Annotated in this window: 2 protein-coding genes; one reads left to right on the forward strand and one right to left on the reverse strand. The window is 69.4% G+C overall.

All coding sequences use genetic code 11. From position 1 onward, the window contains the following. Positions 1-826: sugar-binding domain-containing protein (locus AB0G02_RS41735; RefSeq protein ID WP_360806576.1), on the reverse strand; the 826-nt coding region annotated here is incomplete at its 3' end. Between the two features lies 1 nt (position 827). Here AB0G02_RS41735 and AB0G02_RS41740 point away from each other — a divergent pair. After that, on the forward strand, positions 828-1,115 hold a 288-nt coding region (locus tag AB0G02_RS41740; protein WP_360806579.1), incomplete at its 3' end, for a hypothetical protein.

Raw genomic sequence — 1,115 nt, forward strand, 5'->3', positions numbered from 1 at the left:
TGACCCGGTCGTAGTCGGCACCCTGGAGGTTGTCGCCGCGGAAGTTCACGCGCACGCCGTTGAGGTAGTAGTAGTCACTGTTCTGGGTGGCCTCCCGGAACCCGAACCGGTACGTGGCGTCGCTGGTGCGCCCGTCATCGGCGACCGCATGCACCGTCAGCCCGTGCAGCTGCGCCCGGTACCCCGACCGGTACGGCACGTTGGGCCACCAGTACGAGGTGCTGTCGAGGTTCCACGCGACCGGCCCGACGGTCACGGTCACGGTCGAGCCGGCCGCCACGGTCACCGTACGGCTGGGCAGTTCCGGGTAGCTGAAAGCCGTTCCGTTGGTGGACGACAGCGACCCGGTCAACGTCACCGACCGGGAACTGCCCGACGTGTTACGCACCGACACGTCGTAGCTCAACGTCTTGTTCGCCACCGACGTACGCACGAAGGTGTCGCTGACGTACACCGCCGGGTACACCCGCAGGAACGCGGACCCGAAGATCCCCTGCGGGATCGCCTCGGACCACGTGGCGGCGTCGGGCACCAGGTACCGGCCATTGGACGCCTTCAGCGCTCCGCGGCCCTTCACGTTCACCGTGATCGTGTGGGTGGTGCCAGGCGCCGCGTATGCGCTGATGTCGAAGTTCGACGGGGTGAACGCCGTCGTCTGGGTGGCGACCACGCGGCCGTCGACCGACAGCGTCGCCTGGTGATTGACGGCGCCGAACTCGATCCACGTCGACTGCGGCTGACCCGAGTCCGGCACGGTGATGGTGCGCGAGTACACCGCCTCGTTCACGTCGGTGAAGCCCTGCTTGTACCAGCCGCCGCTGGGCACGGTGATCGACGTCGCCCCCCGGCCCGCTGGGGTGAAGCTCCACGTCCCGGCCAGGTCGACCGAGGCGATCGCGACGGTGCCGGCGGCCGCGGCCGCCGCGGCCGTGACGGCCGGCTGTGCCGTGACGGCCGACTGTGCCGTGACGGCCGACTGTGCCGCGACGGCGGGTTGTTCTGCGGCGGCGGGTTGTACCGTGCCGATGGCCGCGAAGAGTACGGCGCCGGCCAGCGCTGCGCGGGCGAAGCGCTGGGATAGCGTGCGAGGTCTGTTCTGGCGCATCAAGAAATCC

The sequence above is a fragment of the Actinosynnema sp. NPDC023658 genome, from assembly GCF_040639995.1.
In the GTDB taxonomy this organism is placed as follows: Bacteria; Actinomycetota; Actinomycetes; order Mycobacteriales; family Pseudonocardiaceae; genus Actinosynnema.